Here is an 18829-nt window from a genome sequence, read left to right on the forward strand (position 1 = left end):
GATGACCAACGTCAGCCGCTGTGGTTTTGGCCTTGCGATCGCCGCCGCGCTGACGTTGCTCTCCGCTCCTGCCGGGGCCGAGGAGCGGGTCGTCAACTTCTACAATTGGTCGAACTACGTGGCGCCCGACGTCCTCCAGGCCTTCACCAGGGAGACGGGCATCAAGGTGGTCTACGACACGTTTGACGCCAACGAGACGCTGGAGACGCGCCTGATGGCCGGCAAATCCGGCTATGACGTCGTGGTGCCCACCGCCTATTTCCTCCAGCGCCAGATCAAGGCCAACATCTTCCAGAAGCTCGACAAGTCGAAGCTGCCGAACCTGGCCAATGACTGGCCGGTGGTGACCGAACGTCTCGCGATCTACGACCCCGGCAACGTCTACGCCGTCAATTACATGTGGGGCACGACCGGCATCGGCTACAACGTCGCCAAGTTGAAGCAGATTCTCGGAGCGGATGCCAAGATTGACAGCTGGGACATCGTGTTCAAGCCGGAGAACCTCGCGAAATTCAAAGACTGCGGCGTCCACATGCTGGATTCCGCCGACGACATCTTTCCGGCGGCGTTGAACTATCTCGGGCTTGATCCGAACTCGACCAAGCAGGCCGACCTCGAAAAGGCCGCCGATGTCGTCACCAAGGTGCGGCCCTCCGTGCGCAAGTTTCATTCGTCCGAATATCTTAGCGCGCTCGCCACCGGCGAGATCTGCTTCGTGGTCGGCTGGTCCGGCGACATCATGCAGGCCCGCGCCCGCGCTGCCGAAGCCAAAAGCGGCATCGAGATCGGCTACGCCATCCCGAAGGAGGGCGCGCAGATGTTCTTCGATAATCTCGCGATCCCCGCGGATGCCAGGAACGTCAGCGAAGCCTACGAGCTGATCAACTATCTCTACCGTCCGGACGTGGCCGCCAGGAATACGGACTTCCTGTCCTACGCCAATGGCAACCTCGCCAGCCAGAAACTGGTCGATCCGAAAATCTTGAGCGACAAGAACATCTATCCGGACGAGGCGACGCTCGCAAAGCTGTTCGTCATCACGGCGCGTGAGCCCGCGACCCAGCGGGTCATCAATAGGCTTTGGACCAGGGTGAAGACGGGGCGGTAAGCACTACTGTCCGCTACCGCCACCTTCGGTGCAGCCACAGCCACTGCTCCGGATGCTCGCGGACCCAGCCTTCCACCACGCTCGTGATCGCCTGCGTGGTGCCCTGGATGTCGATCTTGCCGTCGGCGTCGCGCACCGGGTGGACCTCTTCGGTGATCTCGGCGGTGAAGCGGCCGCCGGGCAGGCGGATGACGCGGACGCCGTGGATCGGGCATTCGACCTGTCGTAACAGGCGCGCCAGCATCGGATTGGCGCGGGTCTTGCGGCCGAAGAAGGTGACCTCGACTCCGCCGGTCAGATACTGGTCGATCAGCATCGCGACGTGCTTGCCGTCCTTGAGCGCCTGGGCAAGCCGCAGCGGCGCGTCGCGCCCCGCCGGGATCAGCGTGCCCATGTTGACCTGTCGCATCTCCTGGATGATGCGGTCGGCGGAGGCGATATTCGGGCGGCGGTAGAGGATCGCTGCATCGAGCCCGTGTGCGACCGCGGCGAGCGCCGGTAATTCCCAATTGGCCAAATGCGCGGCGAAGATCAACGCCGGCTTGCCGTCGTCGCGGATTTGATCGAACAGCTCGATGCTGCGGCTGGGCAGTTCGATCCGACTGTTTTCTGGATGATCGCGGTCGTAATCCCAGACCTGGTCCATATGGGCGAATTCGGCGCCGACGCGACCGAGATTGTCCCAGACGCCCATCAGGATGGCTTCGATTTCCTCGGGCGACTTGTCCGGAAACGCCGCGGTGAGATTGGCGCGGCCGATGCGGTGCTCGCGCAGGCGCGGGCCGATCAGTTTGGTGACGCGTGCGAAAAAGTCCGAGGTCTTGGCTGGATCGAAATAACGCGTGGTGCGCAACATGCCGACGGTGGCAGCGCCGATCAGCCCTCCACCGATCGACTTTGCCGTCTGCCGCGCGCGGGCCTTCGTCCTCGCCGGAAGCAGCGCCATGCGTCCGGTCAGGCCGGTTCGCGGGTCAGGATCAGCGAGGCGTTCTGGCCGCCGAACCCGAACGAGTTCGACATCACCGCGGTGACGCGGGCATCGCGTGCCTTGTTGCCGACGACGTCGAACAGGATCGTGGGATCCGGATTGTCGTAGTTGATCGTCGGCGGGATACGCTGATGCTCCAGCGTCAGCAGCGAGAAGATCGCCTCGACCGCGCCCGCGGCCGAGATGGTGTGGCCGACCATCGACTTGTTGGAGGTGACCGGAATCTTCGAGACGAGCTCGCCGAACACGGCCGATGTCGTATTGTACTCCATCTTGTCGTTCTCGGGCGTCGCGGTGCCGTGCGCGTTGATGTGGTCGATCTGATCCGGCGTCATGCCGGCATCGGCCAGCGTCTTGTTCATGCAGCCGATGATCGGCTTGCCGTCGGGCGAGGAGCGGGTGCGATGGAAGGAATCGGTGAGCTCGCCGCAGCCGGCGATTACGCCGAGTATTTTTGCGCCGCGCGCGGTGGCGGCTTCATAGCTTTCGAGCACCAGCGCACCGGCGCCTTCGGCCATGACAAAACCGTCGCGGTTCTTGGAGAAGGGACGGGAGGCCGCCTGCGGCGGGTCGTTCTGGGTCGAAAGCGCCGAGAGCAGCGAGAAGCGCACCAGCGCCTCCGGATTCACGGTGCCGTCGGTCGCCACGCACAGCGCGGCATCGGTCTCGCCGCGGCGGATCGCCTCGACGCCGAGCTGAATCGAGGTCGCGCCCGAAGCGCAGGCCGTCGACAACGAGATCGGCGAGCCCTTGGTGCCGAAGGTCTCGGCGAGGTAGGCCGCGACCGAACCGAACATGAAGCGGTGGTGATAGGCGCTGTACTTGCCGCCACCGGAGATGCGCAGCAGATCGTCGTAATTGAAGTCGGGTTTGCCGACGGCGCGGCCGAGTTCGCGGCGCTGCGGCCATTCGACTTCGACCGGTGCGACCGCAAGAAAGAGAGGACCCGGGAAATCCGCCTTGGTGCCGATCCCGGCCTGGTCCAGCGCTTCCTGCGTCACCAGTTCGGCCATCCGTTCGGACAGGCCGGTGGAGGAGAACGGATCGACGCTGACGAAATCCACCGTGCCGGCCATCGTGGTTTTGAGGCCGTCGACCGGAAAGCGCGTGATGGTGCGGATGCCGGATTCGCCGGCGACGAGCTTCGCCCAATTGTCGGTCTTGCCGTTGCCGAGCGAGGTCATGATGCCCATGCCGGTGACGACGACGACGGGACGCCCGAGTTTGTCGCGTGGTGCAGTCATGTCGATCCCCGCTTGAGCTGGAGCATGATCCGAAAAAGCGTGACGCGGTTTTCCGAGAAGATCATACCCAAACAATAACCTGCCAAAGCGTAACGCGCTTTAGCTTACTGCCTCGACCAGCGCCATGCCTTCGCCGCGCCAGTGTCCGGCCCCCACCACCACAATCTGGGTGGGCGCTCCCTGCATTTCAATCTCGGTGCCCGTGGAATCGTTCGGCGGAAACAGCGCGCCGCGAGAGATCGACAGCGCGGCGAGCGCGATGCCGAGCGGGAATTGCGTCTCCATGGTGTGGCCGAACATCGTGCCGGTCGAGCGCACCGGGAACTCGGCGTGGCCCTTCAGGAAGGCGCGCTCTTCTGATGTCGCAGGCTCCGCGCCGGTCGCGCCGGATATGATCGCGCCCTTGCCGTCGCGCTTCGGCAACTTTGCCCAAAGCTTCTCCAGCGTCGCGGCCATGTCGCCGGGGGTCTTACGACGGGCAAGGTCGGCAACGACGCTCGACAGCTTTGCGAATGGTTTTGCGCCGCGCGCTTCCGCATGGGCCTTCGATTCCAGCACCAGGAACGCGCCAGCCGAGCCGAGCGCGAAGCCGGCGTGGTCCTTGCGCGCCCACACGGGGGCGAACTTGTCCTTCAGATTGAAGTCGCCGAATTCGTAGAGGACCATCAGGTCCTTGCGCTCGCCATTGTGCGAGCCGCCGATCAGCGCGATGTCGCTCTCGCCGGAGGCGATGCGCGACAATGCAATGCGGGCGGCATCGGCGCCGGCAACCTCTTCACCCATGAAGGTGCGCGAGGTGCCGCCAATGCCGTGCACGATGGCGATGTTGCCGGCGAGCAGGTTGGAGAGCTGGGCCAGGAACAGCGTCGGCCTGAGATCGCTCATCAGCCGCTCATTGAGGAAGCCGGGCGCGTTGGCGCCCTTGGCCTCGGCCGTGAGCACGCCGGTGTCGACGTTGAGATCGCGTTCACCGCCGCCGGCGGCGACCACCATGTCGATCTTCGACAGGATGTCCTTGTTGCCCTTGATCCCGGCGGAGTCGAGCGCAAGCCCGGCCGCATAGGTGCCGATGCGCTGCCAGGCTTCCATCTGGCGCTGGTCGCCCTTCTTGGGGATCTGGCTGTCGAAGGTGACAGGCATCAGGGGGTGCACGATGTAGGGTGCAAAGCCCTTCTCGTCGACATTGATGCGCTTCTCCTGAAGCGCGGCCCAGTTGGCGTCCAGGCCCTCGCCGAGCGAGGTGGCCAGGCCAATGCCGGTGATCCAGACTTCCGTCTGGGCAGGCTTCGAAGCAGTCTCGGTCATGGCAATACGGCCTGTTGCGGAAAGCCGACGCGTTTGGCGACCGCGTCCATGTGGGCGCGCATATCCGCATGGGGAAAGGGAATCTGCGTGAAGGTCAGCGTCGAATTCGCGCGCAGCTTGCCGCCGACCTTGATCTTGGCTTCGGTCACGGCGTAGCCTGAGCCCTGATGGGCCAGGCTCGCCTCGATGCTCATGAGATCGCCGGGGAAGACCGAGCCGCGGACCTTGGCCTCCTTGACGGCAGCCAGGATCGGCATACGCTCGAATTTGAGCACGCCAAGCTGAAGCCAGCCCGAGGCCTGCGCCATCGATTCGATCAGGAGCACGCCGGGCATCAGGGGATAGCCCGGGAAGTGCCCTTCGAAGATGGTGCTCTCCATCGGGACCTGAGCCTCGACAACAATCGTCTTCGCGTCGACGTTGAGGTCGACGACGCGATCTATCATGTGGAAGTATTCGAGTTGCATGACCGCGCGCTTAGGCGCTCGCGCCCTTGGCCGCAACCAGTTCGTCGATGCGGGCGCACAGGTTTTTCAGCACGAAATACTGCTCGGTGGTCGCTTTGCCGTCGTTAACCTCCTGAGTCCACTTTTCCAGCGGCAGCTTGATACCGAACTGCTTGTCGATCGCGAACGCGATGTCCAGGAAATCGAGGCTGTCGATGCCGAGGTCATCGATGGCATGGCTATCCGGCGTGATCGTGTCGCGCGGGATGTCGCAGGTTTCAGCGATGATCGTAGCGACCTGATCGAATGTGGAGGACATCACTAAGCCTTTGATATATTGCAGATGTTTGTCAGATTTTCCAGAGTGGAACGATGGGTGGGCATCGCGCCCCGATGACGCCCTCAACCCCCCTCTGGCCGGGTCGAAAGCCCGTATATCGGAGCGCCGCCCTGAGTTCAATGGAGCCGGACGGGTGTGGGGACCGGGCTGGGGACGCCCCGGCTGAGCCGTTTCGGCCGAAGGAACGCCAGCGGGCCTACCAGACGTCTTGCTTACCAGATGTCCTGCCTAGATGTGCGGCGTCGTGATCTTGACGCAGTCGCGGCGGCCCATCAGCACGCAATCCTGGGTCCGGCGCAGGTCGGCGATGCTCACCGCGAGCCAGATCCCGATCGCGGTCAGTGCGATGGTGAAGGCCAGCGCCGCGATATTGGCGAGCATGCGACGGCGGAAATCGTCCGGTTCGGTGCGGGGCTCCTCGTAGCGCGACAGGTCGAGCCGCTCGGGCGCGACGCGCAATTGCTGCACGCTAGCGTTGCCGCGGTGGGCCGTCGGGGAAGGCGAGGTGCGCGGCCTGAACTGGAGCACCCGGTGCTCGTCATCCGAGCTTATGGGCCGCTGGGTTGTCATGGTGCAGGGATCACTCCGAAGCAGCGATTTTTAGATAGCATACGTAGTGAACGCGTTGCAGAAAATTTTCTCAACGCGCACGTGCATTGCGCGTTCGCACTATCCTGCAGGACTGCGAACGAAGGACCGTGGAACCGTGGTCGTTCCGGGCCTGCAGAGGGTGCGATGCAATAATATCCACCGAGCCGAATGCATTTGCCGGCGCGGTGCCCATGACATAGTCCAGGGAACCTGACCACGCAGCTGCAACCATGTTAGGGGCCTTTCGACCATGACCAATACGCGCGAACCGAGAGTGCATCCGGTGTCGATCCTGTCGCTGCGGCCGACGCAGATGACGGTCGGGATGCGCGAGGTCAAGGAGAAGCGCAAGCGCTGGCGCGAGCACGACAAGAAGAAGCAGGCCGATCTGCTCGGCAAGCATATGATCCCCGTCGTGCACGGCCCCGACGAGCGCTATTACGTGATCGACCATCATCATCTCGGTCGCGCGCTGCACGACGAGGGCGTCAAGGAGGTGCTGGTCACCATTGTCGGCGACCTCAGGATGGTCGAGCGCGAAGCGTTCTGGGGCGTGATGGACAACAAGCGCTGGGTTTACCCCTACGACGCCAAGGGCGAACGGCGACCATTCCGCGATTTGCCCAAATCCGTCGTCGACCTCAAGGACGATCCTTTCCGGAGCCTTGCCGGCGAACTGCGCCGCATGGGCGGCTTCGCCAAGGACACCACGCCCTTCTCCGAATTCCTGTGGGCCGACTATCTGCGTCGAAAGCTGTCGCGCAAGGCTGTGGATGCCAATTTCGACAAGGCGCTCGAGAAGGCGATGTCCTCAGCCAAGAGCAAGGATGCGATCTATTTGCCCGGCTGGTGTGGGCCAGCGGACGATGATTAGGCGCAACGCTCGCAGCAGCGAGGCATGCGGCTCCGCAAACCGGATCTGATCACAGCCTCTTGAGCGAAACCATCTTCCGTCCGCACGAAGCAGTGCTGAAACCAAGCCGTGCCATCTGTTGGAATTGTCGAGCTCACACAGGAGGCCGAAATGCGCCGTCTGGTTTTCGCCGTTGCCCTGCTCGTGGTCGCTTCAGCCGGGATCTCGGCGTCGTTTGCCGCAGTTCACCATGCCAAGACGTTGACTTTTTCCGAGCGCTTTGCCCCGGCGCTCGAGTTGATGGCGCAGCGCTAGGACAGGTTCACGCCAGTTCAACCAGCAGCGTCGCGATCGATTTTGCGCAACCGCACAAAGGCGGCCCAGGCCCGCGGATAATCCTTGTCCGCGGGATCAATCGTAAGTAGCGCGCGGCATGCTTCCTTGATCTCCTCGGGCGAAGGACGCTTGGCCGGAACCCCGGATGATTTGGCCTCCTCCCAGCGAGCCTCGATGCCTTTCGCAAACGCCAGGGCCTCGGCGCTCGTCCGCTTCTGCGCCGATTTCGCCAGCGGATGGTCCGAGGGGAAGTTCGGCCATGCAGCCGGCGGCTGATCGACACGCCACGTCAGTTCATCTGCTTGTCGCGCCTCCACGCCCGAACCTGAATGCTGTGCTGCTGGCGCCCATCCTGCCCCTGCCGAGGCTGGCGAACCCGATGAGCCGGCTGATCTCCGCGGGACCGCCGAACCTGGCGCGACCGCCGCTGTCTGTGCGGCCAGCTGGCCAAGCTGTTGTTCCATCGTTCCGCCGCTGGACTTGGGGATGACTTTTTCGATGGTCTTGATCATCGACAGCGCGCCTGGCGATATCAGCGTGTTCTGGTCGGCAATTTTGTCGTCGGCCGCGCCTGGGCAGGGCTTGTAAGCAGAGCGCTGCGACGTCATCCGGCCGTCGTCGTCGATACGGGCAAAATCGATCGAGACGGTGTAAACGAACGCGGCCTCGACATACTGCCTCTCCTTGTCCATCGCTTTTACGGAGCCGCATACGTATCTTGCCTGGTCTGCATCGATCGTTCGCAGGCCGTTGAAGTGAGCTGAATTCGGCGCAACGAGGACGCGTAAGACGGCAGCCCGCGCCTTGCCGTGCTCCGATTCGAACATGCTCCATATCTCGTTCGCGTTGATGATCTCCGGCTGATAGTTCCATGCGTATCCGGCAGCGAAGAATGTCGTGCCAATACAGGTCGCGATAACAAATGCCCGCACGTTCATGAGAAGCCCCCCAACAGGCACGACTCATCCGCGTCTCCGGGGACGGAAACTGCGCAAGTTGTGCCAAGGCGTTTGTGCTAGTTGAGGGTGAGATTCTTAATTAAACGTGTGCGATTGCGAAAACACAGAGTTCCCGTCAAGCGGGAACTCATCCGCTGCATTGTGGCGATGCGTTCCTTCCGCCCTCGCGGCGGTCGGTCATTTCTTCGGCAACCGTCCCATCAGATAGAATTCGTCGTTCGGCCGCATGCCGGTGAAATTCGCCAGCCGGTTCGACAGTGCGAAGAAGGCGGAGATTGCGGCGATGTCCCAGATGTCGTCGTCGCTAAAGCCATGCGGCGCGAGCGCGGTGAAATCGTCCTCGGAAATCCGCTGCGCATCGGCCGAGACCTTCATCGCGAAGTCGAGCATCGCCTTTTGCCGCGGCGTGATGTCGGCCTTGCGGTAGTTCGTGGCGATCTGGTCGGCGATCAGCGGGTTCTTGGCACGGATACGCAGGATCGCGCCATGCGCGATCACGCAATACTGGCACTGATTGGCTGCCGAGGTCGCGACCACGATCATCTCGCGTTCGGCTTTGCTGAGGCCGCCGTCCTTCTCCATCAGTGCGTCGTGGTAGGCGAAGAAGGCGCGGAACTCGTCCGGGCGGTAGGCCAGCGTCAAGAACACGTTCGGCACGAAGCCGCTCTTCTCCTGGACGGCGAGGAGACGCGTGCGGATGTCGTCAGGGAGCGCATCGAGGGCGGGAGCGGCGAAGCGTTGCACAGGCTTTGTCATGGGCATGGATTCCGGCTTGGGGCCGGCAACCATAGTCGATGCGGGTGCCATGCTCAACGTGACGCCAGGCTCGCAATGCCGGCGCTGGAAAACGAGCGTCGCTTTACCGCAGCGGCTTCTTCAGCAGCGAGAAGCGGTCCGGATCCAACCCCATCGACGGTTGCAGCATCGGAGTTTCGATGCTGGAGAGCGTCTTCGCGGGCGGCGCCGAGAACACCGGATCGTTCGGCACGTCGCGCTGCGAGGTGGCACCGCGCCAGCGCTCGAGCACGGCGCCGACGAAATGCATGTCGTGACCGGAGGTGACGGAGGGCACGCTGCTGATCGTGGCTTCGCCGCGCGGCAATTGATGCGGCGGCACCTCCTTGAAGCGCAGCCGCGTCGGCAGCGCGACACCTTCGCCGAATGCCAGCACTTCTCGGGTGCCGAGCGAGGGCACGAACGAAAGCAGGTTCGCGGCCGCATCCGACACCGCGGCGCGCAGCAGCGCCTGGTCGCGCTCGTTGGCAAGGCGCATCGTGAACAGCGTGTTGCACTGGGAGATGATGGTGGCGTCGAGCTCGGCCGGACGCTGGGTGATGAGGCCGAGATAGACGCCGTATTTGCGGCCTTCCTTGGCGATGCGCGACACCGCCTTGCGGGTCGGCCCGAAGCCGACATTGCGATCGGCCGAGGCGTAGCGGTGAGCCTCCTCACAGACGAACAGCATCGGCGAAACGCCATCGCTCCACAAGCCGAAGTCGAAGGCCATGCGGCAGAGCACCGAGACGACGGAATCGATGACCTCGGCCGGGAAGCCGGCGAGCTGCATCACCGTCATCGGTTTGCCGTTGGCCGGCAGGCGGAACAGATGACTGATCACCTCGGCCATGGTGTCACCGCCGACATTGGCGTTGTCGAACATGAAGGCGTAGCGCGGGTCGTTGCGGACCGCCTCGATGCGGGAGATCAGCTTGTGATAGATGATGCGCGAGGAGCGGTTCTCGAGCTTGCCCATGCGCTCGTCGATCAGCGACATCAGATCGACCAGGCGATAGGGCACCGGCGTATCGACGGTGTAGCCGATCTGCTTGGGATCGATGCGCTTCAGGCCAATGCGGTCGGCGTTCTGGTACTGGGTGTAGACGCCCTTGGCGAGCGGAATGACCTCGGCGAGGACGTCGAGCTCCTCAGGCACGCCGGCGCGGCCGCCGAACAGCACGTCGACGATTTCCTCGAAATTGAACAGCCAGAACGGCAGTTTCAGATTGCGCGGGTTGAGCACCAGCGCGCGGTCGCCGAAGCAGCGGCCATATTCGTTGTGCACATCGAGCAGGAAGATGCGCAGGTTCGGGCGTGCCTTGAGGATCTCGTTGAGCAACAGCGACACACCGGTCGATTTGCCGACGCCGGTCGATCCCAGCACTGCAAAGTGCTTGGAGAGCATTTCCTCGATGTCGACATAGGCGACGACGGAGCTGTCCTGCTGAAGGAAGCCGACATTGATCTGGTCGGAACCGGTGGGCGCGTAGATCGTGCGCAGCTCCTGGCTCGTGATCAGGTCGACCGAATCGCCGATGGTCGGATAGTTGGTGACGCCGCGCTGGAATTTGGCCTTGCCGGTCGCGTTGAGGATTTCGCCCAGCAGGTCGACCGAGGCGATGGCGATCAGATTGTCGTTGCTCGAGAGGTTCTCGCAGGACACCTCGGTGATCATGGCGACGATGACCGAGCTGGCGCAGCGGATACTGACGAAGCGGCCGACGGTGGCCCGAACTTCCGAGACCGGCATGCGGCTTTCAGCCAGCAGCCCGACCCGGGCGAGCGATCCGCGAACCGAAATCACGCGTCCAAAGGATGTCACAATGAATGAACCTGGCAAGAGCAACGGGTTGCCCGGACTATGCACGGCCGTCGCTGGACAAACGGTTAAGCGGCAGGCGCCGGCGCTTCGTTAAATCCGCGACAATTCGGGTGCGAGGTTTGTTCCCAATACATACTCCCTGGCAGTAGCGGCGGAAAATGCTGCTTTTTCCCGGCCGACGGGCGAGAGTGCTTAAGAGAGATTTTACCATTCGGGCAGTCGGTCCGCGGTTCCGGGACGGGTTGGTCATCCTGGATGGTCCGTCATCCGTTCCGGGCGGCGATGTTTGATTTGTTGACGGGACCTAATCATTTGTACATTGGTACAAATAAACCGGCGGCCTTGTGCCGCCCACCGGCGCGTGAGTGGATTGCAGCCTGTGCCAGATCGCGGGATCCGGTCCAGCGGATCGCAAGCCACGTCTTGGAGGACACCATGCAGCCCGAACCGATCCTCGATCTCGCTCATCTCGGCCACATGGAGCTGTTGACACCCAAGCCGGACGAGAGCCTGAAATTCTTCGTCGACGTGATGGGCATGACCGTCAGCGGACAAAAGGGCGAGTCGGTCTATTTGCGCGGCTGGGACGATTACGAGCGCTATTCGCTCAAACTGACGGCGTCGAAGACATCGGGCATGGAGCACATGGCGTTACGTGCGCGCAGCCAGCAGGCGCTGGAGCGTCGCGTCGCGGCGCTGAAAGGGTCCGGCTTCGACATCGGCTGGATCGACGGCGACATGGGGCAGGGGCCGACCTTCCGCTGCCGCGATCCCGATGGACACATCGTCGAGCTCTACTACGAGACCGAATGGTATCAGGCGCCGCCCGAGCTGAAGCCCGCACTGAAGAACCAGGCGCAGCGCTTTCCCGCGCGCGGCGTCAATGTCCGCCGCCTCGATCACCTCAATTGCCTCGCCGTGGACATCAAGGCCAACCGGGAGTTCTTCGAGAATTATCTCGGCTGCCGCCTCACCGAGCAGATCGTGCTGAACGACGGCCGCGAAGCGGCGATGTGGCTGACGATGTCGAACAAGAGCTACGATTTCGCCTATTCGCTCGATCATTCCGGCACGGCCGGCCGCTTCCACCATGTCACTTACGCGCTCGACAGCCGCGAAGAGATTCTGCGCGCTGCCGACATCTTCCTGGAGAACGGCATCCACATCGAGACCGGCCCGCACAAGCACGCGATCCAGCAGACCTTCTTCCTCTATGTCTACGAGCCCGGCGGCAACCGCGTCGAAGTCGCCAATGCCGGCGCGCGCCTCATCCTCGCGCCCGACTGGAAGCCGATCGTGTGGACGGAAGACGAACGCAAGAAGGGGCAGGCGTGGGGCCTCAAGACGATCGAGTCGTTTCACACGCACGGCACGCCGCCGGTGCAGCACAAGAAGTAGCGCTCAGTTCGCGGCGGCTCTCACACGCGCAATCGTCTCCTTCACACCGATCCATGCTGGCCTGTCGGGTGCGAACTGCTTGCGCAGGAAGGTGACCAGCTCCTCGACCTGCGCATCGCTCATGCTGTTCTTGAAGGCCGGCATATAGCCGAGATTGCTCGACACCGGCTCGGCGATGCCGTGCAGGATGATTTGCACGAGATTGTCCGATGTGGCGCTGTGCAGGTTGCTGTTGAGGGCGAGCGAGGGGCGGCTGCCGAACAGCGCCAGGCCGCCGACCTCGTGGCAGACGGCGCAGGCGCCCTGATAGAGGCGCGCGCCGGTTGAGGACGCCATCGTGACTTGCGTTGAAGCTTCTAGCTTCAGAGCGATCGCATCCTGCGCTTTCCTATCGGTCGCGGTGTCATTGAACGAGTTGAGATAGACGGCCATGGCGCGGATGTCCTGGTCGGGCAGGGCCGCCAGATCCCTGACGATCGGCGCCATCGGCCCAGCGGCGACGCCATGATATCGCGAGTGGCCCGTGCGCAAATAGGCGAAAAGCTCGTCTTCGTTCCACGGGATCGGCGCTTGCGACAGCGACGTCAGCGGCGGCGCCTCCCAGCCCTCGGCAAAACCGCCGGCGAGATAGGCGTCACGCTGCTCGGCGCCGAGCGTGTTGCGCGGCGAATGGCAGGCGCTGCAATGGCCGAGACCTTCGACGAGATAAGCGCCGCGATTCCAGACCTTGGATTTCGCGGGATCAGGCTTGAACTCTCGCGTCTGGTGGAACAGCGCATTCCATCCGGCAAGTAGCGGGCGGAGATTGAACGGAAAGGCGAGCGTATTCGCAGGCTGCGTCGCGCGCACCGCAGGCTGTGCCATTAGATAGGCATAAAGCGCCTGCATGTCGGCATCGCCAGTCTTCGAAAAGTGCGTGTAGGGGAAGGCGGGATAGAGTTGCCGTCCGTCGCGATGCAGCCCGTCGCGCATCGCGCGCTCGAATGCGGGATAGGACCAGGCGCCGATGCCGGTCTCGACGTCGGGCGTGATGTTGGTCGCGTAGATCGTGCCGAACGGCGTCTCCAGCGCGCGGCCACCGGCGTTGAGCGCACCGCCGATCATGGTGTGGCACTCCGCGCAATTGCCGAGTGCGGCCAGTTGTTGCCCGCGCGCGATCGTCGCTGCGGAATAGACCGATGGGTCTGGCCGCGCGATCGGTGCGATGGCGCGGCCGGGCAAAACAGCCGCACCGATGCCAATCGCCGCGGTGCAGACGGCCGCGACCGTCGCGAAGATGCCGGCGCGTTTGGCGAATGGATTCTCCCAGATACGGGATGGTTGTGGCGCAGCGGGAGCGGGCAGCGCCTGCCGCGTGGCCGGCCCGCCGCTGTGCAATCCATTCAGGATGCGCTCGGGCGTGAACGGCGGCTCGCGAAATCGCACGCCGGTGGCATCGAAAATCGCGTTCGCAATCGCAGCCGCACTCGGGACCGAGGCGGATTCGCCGACGCCGAGCGGCGGCTGGTCCGGCCGCGGCAGCAACAACACGTCGATCTTGGGCACGTCAGGGAAGGGGATGATCGGATAGGCGCCCCATTCCCGCGCCGCGACTGCGCCGCGCTCGAACGAGACCTCCTCCATCAGTGCGCGGCTGGTTGACTGGATGACGTTGCCATGGATCTGGTGGCGCACACCGTCCGGGTTGATCATCAATCCGGAGTCCTGCCCAGCAACCACGCGCGTCACGCTGACCTCGCCGGTCGACTTGTTCACGGCAACGTCGGTGACCCAGGCCGACCAAGCCGCGCCATAGCCGGGGAATTTGCTGTGGACGTAGAGCGCATAGGCAAAGCCGCGCCCATGCACGATCTCGCCGTCTTTCTCTTCGCGCACCGGCCGCGGCGTCCAGCCCGCGCGCTCGGCGACAGCATGGACGAGATCGACGGCGCGCTGGTCCTTCAGGTAACGCAGACGATATTCGACCGGGTCAACCCCGGCCTCGGTCGCGGCCTCGTCGATATAGGATTCATGCGCAAAGGTGTTGGGCAGGGCCGAGACGCCGCGAAACCAGGACGCGCGCACGATCGGCGCCATGTCGTGGGCGACGACGCGCATGTGGCCGTAATCGTAAGGCGGGATCGCGGTGCGGTCGCCCATCTGGAGGACGTCCGGCCTCGGCGATATCCGTCCCGTCAGCAACAGCGCCAACGTCGGCGCGGCATTCGACGGATAGCGCGTAGCGAGATCGTAGGCAGCGACGTCGCCCGCCGCATCCAGGCCGCCATTGACGTCGATGAGCTGCGCGGCGCCTTTGGGCTCCCAGGCGTGTTCCTGCTCGCGCGTCAGCTGTACGCGCACGGGCCGGCCGACCGCGCGCGAGAGCAACAAAGCGTCCGCGGTGACATCGTCGGCGCAGTTGCGGCCGTAGCATCCGGCGGCCTCCAACCTGATGACCTCGATCTCGCTCTCGGGACGCTCGATCAGCAGTGACAGGTCTGCGCGCAGCACGTGCGGGTTCTGCGTGCCCGACCAGACACGGATGTTGCCGTCCTGGAAGTCGGCGACCGCGCAGGACGGGCCGATCGAGGCATGCATCTGATATGGCCAGACGTAAGTGCGCCGCATCGGTTTGGCCGCGCCGGCAATGGCAGCATCGACATCGCCCTTGTCGATCAGCGTGCGCGGCGTGGACGGGTTGGCACGAAGCGCCGTCTCGACGTCGGCGAGATCGGTCAGTTCAGGCGTCGGTCGCCAGCTCACCGCAAGCTGCTCCGCCGCGCGGATCGCGTTCTCCTCGCGCTCCGCGACGATTCCGACGAAATCGCCGATGCGTACGACGGCCATGATGCCGGGAATGTCGCGCACCGAGGATTCATCGACCGAAATCAGGCTGGTGCCGACGAACGGGCCGGCGTCGACGCCGGCATAGGGCGGGCGCACCACGCGGCCGTGCAGCATGCCCGGTATACGGATGTCGTGCACGAACGTCAGCTCGCCCGTGGCCTTGGCGGGCAGGTCGACGCGTGGCATCGATTGGCCGACAATGGCGTAATCGCCGACCGGCTTGACGGCGACGTCGTCGGCAAGCTCGAGACGAATGGTCTCTCCGCCGATCAACTCGCCATAGCTGACGCTGCGATTGTCGTGCCCGCGCACGAGGCCGTCTTCGATCCTGAGATCGGCTGCCGGCAGCTCCAGGCGCTCGGCCGCACGTGCGATCAGGAAGTGACGCGCCTGCGCGGCGGCTTTGCGCAGGGGAACGGCAGTGATCTGAATGGTCTCGCTTGCGATCGTGGCGCCCTGGTTCGGCACCGTTGCGGTGTCGCCGAGCACCACGACGAGGCGGGCAAAGGAGACGTCGAGCTCTTCAGCCACGATCTGGCCAAGCGCCGTGCGGATGCCGGTGCCGAGATCGACATGACCATTGTAGGCTGTGACCGAACCGTCCGCGGTGATGCGGACGAAGGTCTCGGATGTGCACTCGTCCACCGTGCGGACGACGACGAGCGAGCCGGATTGCAGCTCAGCTCCGTTCGGATGCGGGGAGGCCATCAATCACCGGCCTCGGCAAGCTGACCAGACGCACGCATCACGGCGCGCAGGATTTCGATATGCGTGCCGCAGCGACAGAGATTGTAGCGCAGCGCCGCCAGCGCCTCCTGTTCGGTGGGCTGAGGGTTGATCGCAAGCAGCGCCTTGGTCGTCATGATCATGCCGTTGAGACAATAGCCGCATTGCGCGGCCTGCTCGTCGATGAAGGCCTGCTGCACCACATCCGGCTTGTCGCGGGTACCGAGCCCCTCGAGCGTCACGATGTCGCGGCCGGCGCAGCCACTGATCGGAATGACACAGGAGCGCGCCGCCGCGCCATCGATCAGGACAGTGCAGGTGCCGCATTCACCGAGGCCGCATCCGTATTTCGCACCGTTGAGCGCGAGATCGTTGCGCAGCACGTAGAGCAGAGGCGTGGCTCGCGCCGCAGTGATCTCGTGGATTCTGCCGTTCACGGTGATGCGGATCGGTGTCTGCGTCATCCTCGTTCCCAAATCGACTCGTTGAGCGCCGCGGCCAAGGCTTCGCGAAATTCCAAGTCCGCTCAAAATCTACGTTGTGACGATACCGTTTGTACACAAACGTGCAAGCCGGACATGCCGCAGTGCAGCGCGAGTGCCTTCTTTGTGGACAGGCCGGATAGGCAAACGAGGTTTTATGCGGCAGGCGTATGTTTTGCGCCGCACCGCCGCTTGACAGTCATCGGGAGGGCGCGCAACATCGTTCGTGTACAAATGATAACTGCACTGTCGGCTGGCTTTGACATGGTGACTGAACCTACGAGCGCCGCCATCGACAAGATCCGCTGCGATGCGTGTCCGGTGATGTGCTACATCAAGCCGGGCGCGGCGGGCGCCTGCGACCGCTATGCCAATCACGAGGGCAAGCTCGTCCGCGTCGATCCGCATGTGATCCTGGAGCGCACCGTGTCCCATGGCGGCAAGCTCGTTCCGTTCAGCCGCACCGAAGATTGGGACGGCAAGATCGTCCACGAGCCTTCCACCTTTGTAACGGCGATCGGCGCGGGGACGACCTATCCCGACTACAAGCCGGCGCCGTTCATCGTCTCGGCGGAGGTCGATGGCGTCGACATGGTGACTGTTGTCACCGAGGGCATCTTCTCCTATTGCGGCATCAAGGTGAAGATCGACACCGACCGCTATCTCGGGCCGGAGACGGCGACCGTTCGTGCACAAGGCGAGGCGGTCGGTCATGTCACCACCAGCGAATACGGTTCGCAGATGCTGTCGCTCGGCGGTGTGCACCATCTGACCGGCGGCTCCAAGAAGGAAGGCCGCGTCACCTGTGACACGCTGATGGACCTCGCAAATTGCAAGGCGGTCGAGCTCACCATCGACGGCGGGGCGAGCGTGGTGGTGCAGGCCGGCCAGGCGCCGATCGTCAACGGCATGAAAGAAGAGCGCATGCGCGTCGGCTGCGGCTCGGCGACGATCGGCATGTTCGCCAAACAATGGCACGGCAAGGTCGACGAGGTTGTCGTGGTCGACGACCATATCACCGGCGTGCTCTCGGAGCATCAGGCCGGCAAGCTGCTCGACATCGCCGATACCGGCATCAAGATGAAGGGGCGCCGCTCGACGCCCGGCCGCTATTTCCAGGTCGCCGATCCCGGCACGGGTTGGGGCGGCACCAATATCTCCGATCCGCTCGCAATCCTGGGACCGTTCGACGCGAAGGAGGCCAAGCCTGGCCTCTCGATGCTGATGGTCTCCACGACGGGCGAGCATTCGTCCTATTACGTGCTCGACGAAGCCTTGAAGCCGGTCGAGACCGAGATGCCGGATGACCTCAAGTTTTCGGTCGAGCGCATTCAGGAGAATTGCGAGCCGGCGCTGTGCACGGTGCTGTTCATGGCGGGCGCCGGTGGTTCCTTGCGGGCGGGCGTGACCGACAATCCGGTGCGGCTGACGCGCTCGGTGAAGGAGGCGCTGACGCGCGTCACCAGTGGCGGCGCGCCGGTCTATGTCTGGCCGGGCGGCGGCATCACCTACATGGTCGACGTGACGCAGATGCCGGCGGGGGCATTCGGTTACGTGCCGACGCCCGCGCTGGTGGCGCCGATCGAATTCACGATGAAGCTGTCGGACTATGCGGCGCTCGGCGGGCACATGGATTATGTGAAGCCGCTCGCCGAAGTTCAGGGCGGCGACGATGTCCGCCAATTGCCCTGGCAGAACCCGATCCCGGGCCCCCGGGTATGACAAGGCTCCCGCAAATCGCGTTGCTGTCTGACGGCCGGCGGCTGCATTTGCAGGATGGACCGATTGACCTGATCGTCGAGGCGAGGGGGGCGGCCGACGCAGTGCGCGAGGCCTATAAGGCTGCGGCCGAACGGTTCACCGGGCTTCTCGACGAGCTCTGCGCGGAACTGCCGGAACTGCGGACCGTTGTCGAGGAGCGGACCTCGTTGAGAGGCGTTGTGGCGCATCGCATGCACGCCGCGGTGGCGCCCTATGCCGGTGATGGCTTCATCACGCCGATGGCCGCTGTGGCCGGCAGCGTGGCGGAGGAGGTGTTGGGCGCAATGCTGAACGCTGCGGCGCTCGATCGGGCCTATGTCAACAATGGCGGAGACATTGCCCTGCATCTCGGCGAGGGCGAGCATTTTTCGGTCGGCCTGATGGACCGGCCCGATCGCGACGGCGTGATGCGGACAATCAGGGTGGACGCCGATGATCCCGTGCGTGGCATTGCGACCAGCGGACGGCACGGCCGCAGCTTTTCCCTCGGGATTGCCGATGCGGTGACCGTGCTGGCCGGAACGGCGTCGCAAGCCGACGCGGCCGCGACGATCGTTGCGAACGCCGTCGATCTGCCGGGGCATCCCGCCATCATCCGAAAACCTGCGAACGAACTTCAGCCCGACAGCGATCTTGGCGCGCGGCTCGTGACCCGCAACGTTGGTGGATTGTCGCAGAACGAGATCACCACCGCGCTCGAATCTGGCGCGGAATGTGCACGGCAATTATTCGATCGCGGATTGATCGAGGGTGCCGTGTTGCAGCTTTGTGGTGATATGATTGTCATCGGGACCAAGGATATTGAACGGCAACGATCGCGCCCGCTTGTACAAGAGAACGCGGTCCATGCCTGAACTGGGAAGCGGT

Annotated in this window: 17 protein-coding genes; 6 read left to right on the plus strand and 11 right to left on the minus strand. The window is 63.8% G+C overall.

The window, feature by feature from the left end; translation table 11 throughout:
• Nucleotide 1 precedes the first annotated feature (1 nt).
• Nucleotides 2–1108, plus strand: coding sequence for a polyamine ABC transporter substrate-binding protein (locus AC0L23_RS06395; protein ID WP_085352752.1), 1107 nt, complete (start codon nt 2–4; stop codon nt 1106–1108).
• A 13-nt stretch (nt 1109–1121) separates the two neighbouring features.
• Here AC0L23_RS06395 and AC0L23_RS06400 read toward each other — a convergent pair whose 3' ends face one another.
• The 6 genes from AC0L23_RS06400 to AC0L23_RS06425 all read right to left on the minus strand — a co-directional run bounded on the left by AC0L23_RS06400 (nt 1122) and on the right by AC0L23_RS06425 (nt 6001).
• A complete protein-coding gene (locus AC0L23_RS06400; RefSeq protein ID WP_018459334.1) occupies nt 1122–2054 on the minus strand; it encodes a lipid A biosynthesis lauroyl acyltransferase in 933 nt (310 codons plus the stop codon).
• Nucleotides 2055–2062: 8 nt separating this feature from the next.
• Nucleotides 2063–3340, minus strand: coding sequence for a beta-ketoacyl-ACP synthase (locus AC0L23_RS06405; protein WP_018459333.1), 1278 nt, complete (start codon nt 3338–3340; stop codon nt 2063–2065).
• A gap of 99 nt (nt 3341–3439) precedes the next feature.
• Entirely contained in the window at nt 3440–4645 is a 1206-nt protein-coding gene (locus AC0L23_RS06410; RefSeq protein ID WP_018459332.1) for a beta-ketoacyl-ACP synthase, read from the minus strand.
• Entirely contained in the window at nt 4642–5112 is a 471-nt protein-coding gene (locus tag AC0L23_RS06415) for a 3-hydroxyacyl-ACP dehydratase FabZ family protein (RefSeq protein WP_085352753.1), read from the minus strand. Before AC0L23_RS06415 ends, AC0L23_RS06410 begins: the two co-directional genes overlap by 4 nt.
• A gap of 10 nt (nt 5113–5122) precedes the next feature.
• Entirely contained in the window at nt 5123–5410 is a 288-nt protein-coding gene (locus tag AC0L23_RS06420) for an acyl carrier protein (protein WP_007592476.1), read from the minus strand.
• A 249-nt stretch (nt 5411–5659) separates the two neighbouring features.
• Nucleotides 5660–6001, minus strand: a complete 342-nt coding sequence (locus AC0L23_RS06425) for a hypothetical protein (protein WP_085352754.1) — start codon at nt 5999–6001, stop codon at nt 5660–5662.
• Nucleotides 6002–6272: 271 nt separating this feature from the next.
• Here AC0L23_RS06425 and AC0L23_RS06430 point away from each other — a divergent pair, with 271 nt between their 5' ends.
• Both AC0L23_RS06430 and AC0L23_RS06435 read left to right on the plus strand, forming a co-directional pair.
• Nucleotides 6273–6896 (plus strand): ParB-like protein, encoded by a 624-nt coding sequence (locus AC0L23_RS06430; RefSeq protein WP_063992858.1) that lies wholly within the window; start codon nt 6273–6275, stop codon nt 6894–6896.
• A 150-nt stretch (nt 6897–7046) separates the two neighbouring features.
• A complete protein-coding gene (locus tag AC0L23_RS06435) occupies nt 7047–7190 on the plus strand; it encodes a hypothetical protein (RefSeq protein WP_162847291.1) in 144 nt (47 codons plus the stop codon).
• A 17-nt stretch (nt 7191–7207) separates the two neighbouring features.
• On the opposite strand, the gene AC0L23_RS06440 is transcribed toward AC0L23_RS06435, so the two are convergent.
• From AC0L23_RS06440 to AC0L23_RS06450, 3 genes are all read right to left on the minus strand, one after another.
• Entirely contained in the window at nt 7208–8149 is a 942-nt protein-coding gene (locus AC0L23_RS06440; RefSeq protein ID WP_085352755.1) for a hypothetical protein, read from the minus strand.
• A gap of 198 nt (nt 8150–8347) precedes the next feature.
• Entirely contained in the window at nt 8348–8926 is a 579-nt protein-coding gene (locus AC0L23_RS06445) for a peroxidase-related enzyme (protein ID WP_026233779.1), read from the minus strand.
• A 103-nt stretch (nt 8927–9029) separates the two neighbouring features.
• Nucleotides 9030–10769 carry an ATP-binding protein gene (locus AC0L23_RS06450; RefSeq protein ID WP_026233778.1) on the minus strand — a complete coding sequence of 580 codons (1740 nt, stop codon included), beginning with the start codon at nt 10767–10769 and terminating at the stop codon, nt 9030–9032.
• Between the two features lie 435 nt (nt 10770–11204).
• Here AC0L23_RS06450 and AC0L23_RS06455 point away from each other — a divergent pair, with 435 nt between their 5' ends.
• Complete coding sequence (locus AC0L23_RS06455; RefSeq protein WP_085353038.1) at nt 11205–12167, plus strand: catechol 2,3-dioxygenase; 963 nt, start codon at nt 11205–11207, stop codon at nt 12165–12167.
• Between the two features lie 3 nt (nt 12168–12170).
• Here the strand turns inward: AC0L23_RS06455 and AC0L23_RS06460 are convergent, their stop codons facing one another.
• Together AC0L23_RS06460 and AC0L23_RS06465 are read right to left on the minus strand one after the other, a co-directional pair.
• Nucleotides 12171–15701 (minus strand): molybdopterin cofactor-binding domain-containing protein, encoded by a 3531-nt coding sequence (locus AC0L23_RS06460; protein WP_085352757.1) that lies wholly within the window; start codon nt 15699–15701, stop codon nt 12171–12173.
• Nucleotides 15701–16183 carry a (2Fe-2S)-binding protein gene (locus AC0L23_RS06465; protein WP_085352758.1) on the minus strand — a complete coding sequence of 161 codons (483 nt, stop codon included), beginning with the start codon at nt 16181–16183 and terminating at the stop codon, nt 15701–15703. The genes AC0L23_RS06460 and AC0L23_RS06465 overlap by 1 nt, the downstream gene beginning before the upstream one ends.
• A gap of 282 nt (nt 16184–16465) precedes the next feature.
• Between AC0L23_RS06465 and AC0L23_RS06470 the strand changes: the two genes are divergently transcribed.
• Together AC0L23_RS06470 and AC0L23_RS06475 are read left to right on the plus strand one after the other, a co-directional pair.
• Nucleotides 16466–17923 (plus strand): 6-hydroxynicotinate reductase, encoded by a 1458-nt coding sequence (locus AC0L23_RS06470; RefSeq protein ID WP_085385609.1) that lies wholly within the window; start codon nt 16466–16468, stop codon nt 17921–17923.
• Nucleotides 17920–18816: a UPF0280 family protein gene (locus AC0L23_RS06475; protein ID WP_018459320.1), complete on the plus strand. Its 897-nt coding sequence runs from the start codon at nt 17920–17922 to the stop codon at nt 18814–18816. Before AC0L23_RS06470 ends, AC0L23_RS06475 begins: the two co-directional genes overlap by 4 nt.
• The last annotated feature ends 13 nt before the right edge of the window (nt 18817–18829 follow it).

The sequence above is a fragment of the Bradyrhizobium sp. MI1.4 genome (assembly GCF_055811315.1).